Origin of the sequence: Haloferax sp. AB510, assembly GCF_024136985.1 — an archaeon.
Lineage (GTDB): Archaea > Halobacteriota > Halobacteria > Halobacteriales > Haloferacaceae > Haloferax.
On record NZ_JAMYJY010000044.1, the window covers coordinates 21,484 to 27,483 of the forward strand.

Sequence of the window (6,000 nt, forward strand, 5' to 3'; positions counted from 1 at the left end):
CCGCGCGACGCGGCGGCCCGCAGTTCCTGCTTTTGTTCTGTTTCGTTTTACTCTTCGTCGCCGGCTTCGGGCGTCGAGAGCACTGCTTCGAGCGCGTCGAGCGCGGCCTCCGCGTCGTCGCCCTCGGCGACGAGGCGAATCTCCTCGCCGTGGCCGACGCCGAGGCCGGTGACGGCGAGCATGCTGGCGGCGGGGACGAGGTCGTCCTCGTCGGCGCGGCCGAGTTGGATGTCGGCGTCGAAGGAGTTCGCGGTCTCGACGAACTGGGAGGCGGGACGAGCGTGCAGGCCGTCTTTCGGGACGACGGCGACGATGCGTTCCATACGTCGGATATCGACTGCGGAGCGTTATCGCTACCGGTTGCGGAACGCGGCGCAGAAAAATCGTGAACGACGTGTGCGGGGCCGGAGGCGTTCGGGCGGTTAGAGCCCGAGGTACGCCGCGTTGGGGATCGCCCCGAGCAGGAACAGCACGCCGATGAGCAGCGAGTAGATGGTAATCGACATCGCCGGCGGGTCCACGTGGGTCCCGGAGTGTGCGTAGGCGATACGCTGGGTGACTTCACCGAGAAGCGCTCCGATGAGTCCACCGAACGCGGCGGCGACGATGATGAGCGGTTCGCTCCCGCCGACCATCGGCGCGGCGACGGCTCCGAACGCCGACCCACCGAGGGTGATGTGGTGGGTGACGGGTATCTTCTCGACGCCGAGGTTCAAGAACAGCAGGCTGGCCGCGGAGATACCGTAGGCGAGGAAGAAGCTCTCCGTAATGAGCCACGTCCAGCCGCCGAGGATACCGGCTCCGAGGCCGATGACAACGATGTTGACCCATTTGTACTGGTGGGGGAGCCACGGTTCGGTCGCGGGCCGTCCGCTCCCGTCGCCGCGCATCGTTCCCTTCTCGAACGGCGACATGTCGAGGAGGCCGCTGCCGGCGGGCGAGCCGATGAGCGGGTAGCCGAAGGCGATGCGCGCGATGAACGCCGTCGTCATGACGGACAGCGCAACGCTGTCGAGCGGGAGGCCGATACCCCCCGCGACGCGGGAGATGAGGAGCCCGAGGACGCCGAACAGGCCACCGACGGCGAGGATGTCGGGCTGCGTACCGAAGGCGTACGTGATGTCCTTACCGAAGTGGTAGCCGCCCTCGCTGGGATTCATGTCGGCGTACCGCTTGCCCGCGTAGGCGCTGGCGGCGACACCGCCGGCGAAGGCGATGTGCGGGCCGACGAAGGGGCCGAACCCGATACTACCGGTGATGCCCGTGCCGAGTTCGCCAGCGGTGACGAGGTCGGCACCTTCCAACTGTCGGATGACGACGCCCGCCGTCTCGCCGAGCAGCACGACGAAGCCGGTGAAGATGAACGACGGCAGCGCGCCGATGGCCGCACCGAACATCCCGCCCGCGAACGCCGCGAGCAGGAGGACGACGAACCGTTCGGCGCTGACGCCGATGACCGGAATCTGGAGTGCGAATGCTTCGAACACGAGTTACTCCTCCCGTGCCCAGTCGAGCGAGCGGTCGACGGCCTCCTTCCAGCGGCCGTAGCGTGCTTCGACGTTCTGTGGGTCTTTCGGGGCGAACTCGCGGTCGACCTGCCAGTTCTCGCGGAGTTCGTCGAGCGTCTCCCAGTAGCCGACGGCGAGGCCGGCGGCGTAGGCCGCGCCCAGCGCGGTCGTCTCGTCGACCTGCGGGCGGACGATTTCCGTGTCGAGGATGTTCGACTGGAGCTGGCAGAGGAAGTTGTTCTTGACCGCGCCGCCGTCGACGCGGAGACTGGAGAGGTCGATGTCGCTGTCGGACTGCATCGCTTCGGCGACGTCGCGCGTCTGGAACGCGATGGATTCGAGCGTCGCGCGGACGATGTGCTCGCGGCGGGTGCCGCGGGTCATGCCGACGATGGTACCGCGGGCGCGCTGGTCCCAGTGGGGCGCACCGAGGCCCGTGAACGCGGGGACGAAGTAGACGCCGTCGGTGGACTCGACCGACCGAGCGAGCTTCTCGGACTCGCCGGCGTTGTCGATGAGCGTCATGTCTTCGAGCCACTCGATTGCCGCGCCGGTGATGAAGATGGAGCCTTCGAGGGCGTACTGGACCGGCTCACCGGTGCGCTGGAAGCCGACGGTGGTGAGGAGGCCGTGTTCGGACATGACGGCCTCGTCGCCGGTGTTCATCAGCATGAACGAGCCGGTACCGTAGGTGTTCTTGGCGTCGCCGGCGTCGAAACAGGTCTGGCCGAACAGCGCGGCCTGCTGGTCGCCGAGCGCGCCGGCGACGGGGACTTCCGCGCCGAGGAAGCCGTCCGCGTCGGTCTCGCCGTAGTGGTCGTCGTCGGACGACGGGCGGACCTCGGGGAGGAGTTCGCGCGGGACGTTGAACTCGTCGAGGAGTTCGTCGTCCCACTCCATGTCGTGGATGTTGAACAGCATGGTCCGCGACGCGTTCGTCACGTCCGTGATGTGGTTCCCCGTCAGATTGTAGATGAGCCACGTGTCGATGGTCCCGAAGGCGAGTTCGCCGTCGGCGGCGCGGTCTCGGATGTCTTCGGGCCGGGAGCGCTGGAGCTTGATGGGGTCGGAGTTGTCCAGCAGCCACTCGGCTTTCGTCGCGGAGAAGTACGCGTCGGGTTCGAGGCCCGTCTTCGCGCGCACGTCGTCGGTCTTGCCGTCCGCCTCGAGCGTCTCGATGCGGTCGGTCGTCCGACGGTCCTGCCAGACGATTGCGTTGTGAATCGGCTGTCCGGTCTCACGGTCCCAGATGAGCGTCGTCTCGCGCTGGTTCGTGATACCGATGGCTTCCAACTGTTCGGCGTCGAGGCCGGCGCTCGAGAGCGCCGCGTCGATGACCTCCTTCGTGTTCTCCCAAATCTCGTTTGCGTCGTGTTCGACCCAACCGGGCTCCGGGTAGATCTGTTCGTGCTTCTCGTAGGCGTTGGCGACCACCTTGCCGTCGTGGTCGAACACCATGAACCGCGTGCCTGTGGTACCTTGGTCGATGGCACCGACGTAAGTTTCTCCTGACATTTCTAACCAACCTCGATACGAACCCTCGGTGTGAGAGTCCTACCACTACAAACGTGTACAAATTATATGATAAATGTTTCTTTACTACTGCCTCGTATATTGTGAGGGCCAATTACGGATTATGGCGCTTCTAATGCCGAAATACTCGGTTTCTTATTTCACACGGACACTTTTTCGGCACTTTTAATCAAGGACAGATACTGTCGGATATAACATCTCGATCGGTCCGATAGCGGCAAAATACGGCGATTAATGAGCAACAATCACCGGAAAGTCGCCGTCGAATCGGCGCGCGCGCCGAGCGCGACGCCGTTCGAGTGGTCCGGCGCTCGAACGATGGCGTTCGTCAGCCGTGCGCGCGTCAGACCAGCGCCTCTTCGAGGAGCTGGAGCGGGTGTTTGATGTCGTACCCAGTACCGTGTTCCATCTGCATCGAGCAGGTTGGACACTCGGTCATGCCGACGTTCCCCTGGGCGTGCTCCATGTGGTCGAACATGTCCGCGCCGATCTGCATCGACTTGTCGTACTTCTCTTCTTTCCAGCCGTAGGTGCCGGAGATACCGGAACAAGAATCGCCAACGTCCTCGATTTCGACGCCGTCGAGCTGGCGGAACAGCTCGACCGCCTGTCGGTCGAGCCCCTGATTGCGGCCGTGGCACGGCGCGTGGTACGCGAACGATTGGTCCTCGACCGAGGCCTCGCGAACCGCGCTTTCGAGGTCCTCGTGGATGCGGAGGTACTCCAGCGCCTCGTAGGTGTGCGCCGAGAGGTCCTCGATGCCGTCGATATCGAACAGTTCGGGGTACTCCTGACGGAGCGACATCGAACAGGAGGTACACGACGCGATGATGTCGTAGCCCTCGGGGATGAGCCCCGCGAAGTTCTCGACGTTGATGCCGGCGGCGCGCTTTGCGTCGTCGAGCATGCCGTTTGCGAACATCGGCGTCCCCGAACAGCGCTGTTTGGGGACGACGACCTCGTAGCCGAACGACTCGAAGAGGCGGACCATCGCCTTGCCCACCTCGGGCGTGTTGTAGTTGGAGTAACAGCCGTGGAAGTAGGCGACGCGTTTCTCCTCGGAGCGGACCTGCGGGCCGCCGCGTTCGTTCCACCACTCGCGGAACGTCTGGGTGGCGAACTCGGGGAAGTCGCGCTCGGCCGTGATGCCGAGCACCTTCTCGTTTATCCGCTGGACGACCGAGTTGCCCATGACGGCGTTCGCCAGCCGCGGGAACATGCTGCCCAACTGGGCGAGCGTGCCGTAGTTGGCGAGGATGCGGTTGCGGATGTACTCCCGTGAGAGCTTGTCCATCTCCTCGTCGACGTACTCGCCGCGGGCCGTGTTGTGCATCTGGCTGAGCGGGACGCCCGAGGGACAGGCGTCGTCACAGCGCATGCAGTTCGAACACGACATGATTGAGTCGTCGACGGCCTCGTCTTCCTTGCGCTTGAGCCGCCACTGCTCCGGCCCTTGGAACTTCGGCCCGGGGAACTCGTCGTCGACTTCCGCGACCGGGCAGGACACGTCGCAGGCGGTGCACTTGTAACAGTTGTCCGCACCGGGACGGAGGTCCATGTCGGTGCTGTCGGGGAACACCTCGACGGCCTCGAAGTCGTCTGTCTGTGCGTCGGGGGTCAAAGTCGGGTTGCCTGGGGATTCTGCGTCACTCATCTGGTTGCCTCCTCGCCCGCGAGTCGGCCGGCGACGGCACCCGTCGCCAAGGAGACGCCGCTCGCGGATTTCTCGCGCGCCACGTCGGCACCGCCGACAACGCCGCCCGCGGCGCGCAGGTTCTCGAAGTGCGGTTCGCCGTCTTCGTCGGTCGGCCGGAGTTCGTCGTCGGGGACGACGCCGAAGCGCGCGAACGCGTGGTCGCCGAACGCCTCGGGCTCGGACCAGTCGTAGCGGTCCTCGGGATGCGGGACGTGACAGCCGAAGACGGGCTCTGTGACCGATTCTCGGTCGGAGTCGAGGCCCTTGCCGACGAGGCCGCCCGTCGCGAGGACGACTTGGTCGGCCGAGTAGGGCGTCGGTCGGCTCTTCTGGTCGACGATGACGGTCTCGACGCGGCCGTCGTCGGCCTCGAAGTCAACCGCCGGGTTACCCGCCGAGATGCGGACGCCCGCCTCGTCGAGCGCGTCGAACAGCATGTCTTCGAGCTTGAGCCCGAGCAGGCTCGGCGGCCCGGTCGGCACCTCGAAGACGGAGACGCCGAGGCGGTCCGAGAGCTCCGCGCGGACCTCCTCGTCGTGGTCGTCGCCGAGCATCGCCGGGAAGCCGACGCGCGATTCGCCGTCCAGTTCCTCGGCGACGGTGTCGGCGAGGACGGAACGGACCGTGCCGCCGTTCACGTCCTCGTCGCGGTCGAGCGCCTTGGCGAACCGGGTCACCTTCGCGTCGGCGCGGAACCGCTTGGGGAACTCCACGGTGACGCCGCGGGCCGAAAACGGCACGCCGGCGGCCGTCAGGTGGTCGGCCGCGACGGGCGCATCGAAGTCCGTGAGGCCCGCGAAGCCGACCAGAAGCATGTCGCCGGAGGTGCTGGCGAGACCGGGCGCGACCGACTCGGGGTACCGAGCGGTCGGTTTCACCGCGCCGCCGTGGGTCATCACGAGCGCGTTCGAGTCCGTGTGACCGCCTCGGTAGGCGTCGCCGACCGCCTCGTCGAAGATGCGGAGGCCGGCGCGAACGCCGTCCTCGCCGACGATGTGGTAGGGGTGGCCCTCCGGGAGCGCGTCGAGACCGGCGTAGGGGTCCGAGAGTGGACCGTCGCCGCCGGCGTAACCGAGCACGTCGACGAGGCCGCTGGCCTGTCGGAGCGTGCTCTTCTTGTGGGCGAGCAGGCGCACGCGAGCGCCCGTCTCCGCCGCCGAGAGCGCGGCCGTGCAGGCGGCGATGCCGCCGCCGATGACGAGCACGTCGTCAGTTATCGCCATCGGCACCTCCGAGCGCGTCGTCGCTCGCGCGGTCGTCGAG

5 protein-coding genes are annotated in these 6,000 nt (G+C 66.3%); all 5 read right to left on the reverse strand.

The features are described 5' to 3' along the window. Nucleotides 1-47: 47 nt before the first annotated feature. Entirely contained in the window at nucleotides 48-323 is a 276-nt protein-coding gene (gene ptsH1 / locus NKF06_RS10350; protein WP_253245327.1) for a phosphocarrier protein HPr, read from the reverse strand. 99 nt (nucleotides 324-422) lie between these two features. Then, complete coding sequence (locus tag NKF06_RS10355) at nucleotides 423-1,487, reverse strand: hypothetical protein (RefSeq protein ID WP_253245328.1); 1,065 nt, start codon at nucleotides 1,485-1,487, stop codon at nucleotides 423-425. Between the two features lie 3 nt (nucleotides 1,488-1,490). Continuing rightward, a complete protein-coding gene (gene glpK, locus NKF06_RS10360) occupies nucleotides 1,491-3,023 on the reverse strand; it encodes a glycerol kinase GlpK (RefSeq protein ID WP_058827334.1) in 1,533 nt (510 codons plus the stop codon). A gap of 361 nt (nucleotides 3,024-3,384) precedes the next feature. Beyond that, nucleotides 3,385-4,695, reverse strand: a complete 1,311-nt coding sequence (locus NKF06_RS10365) for an anaerobic glycerol-3-phosphate dehydrogenase subunit C (protein ID WP_058827333.1) — start codon at nucleotides 4,693-4,695, stop codon at nucleotides 3,385-3,387. Further along, nucleotides 4,692-5,960 carry a glycerol-3-phosphate dehydrogenase subunit GlpB gene (glpB, locus tag NKF06_RS10370; RefSeq protein WP_253245330.1) on the reverse strand — a complete coding sequence of 423 codons (1,269 nt, stop codon included), beginning with the start codon at nucleotides 5,958-5,960 and terminating at the stop codon, nucleotides 4,692-4,694. Before glpB ends, NKF06_RS10365 begins: the two co-directional genes overlap by 4 nt. Nucleotides 5,961-6,000: the final 40 nt, after the last annotated feature.

What these genes read in the sequence shown, in the direction of transcription:
- ptsH1 (WP_253245327.1), bottom strand. Translation starts at nt 323, where the DNA reads ATGGAACGCATCGTCGCCGTCGTCCCGAAAGACGGCCTGCACGCTCGT.
- glpK (WP_058827334.1), bottom strand. Translation starts at nt 3,023, where the DNA reads ATGTCAGGAGAAACTTACGTCGGTGCCATCGACCAAGGTACCACAGGC.
- NKF06_RS10365 (WP_058827333.1), bottom strand. Translation starts at nt 4,695, where the DNA reads ATGAGTGACGCAGAATCCCCAGGCAACCCGACTTTGACCCCCGACGCA.
- glpB (WP_253245330.1), bottom strand. Translation starts at nt 5,960, where the DNA reads ATGGCGATAACTGACGACGTGCTCGTCATCGGCGGCGGCATCGCCGCC.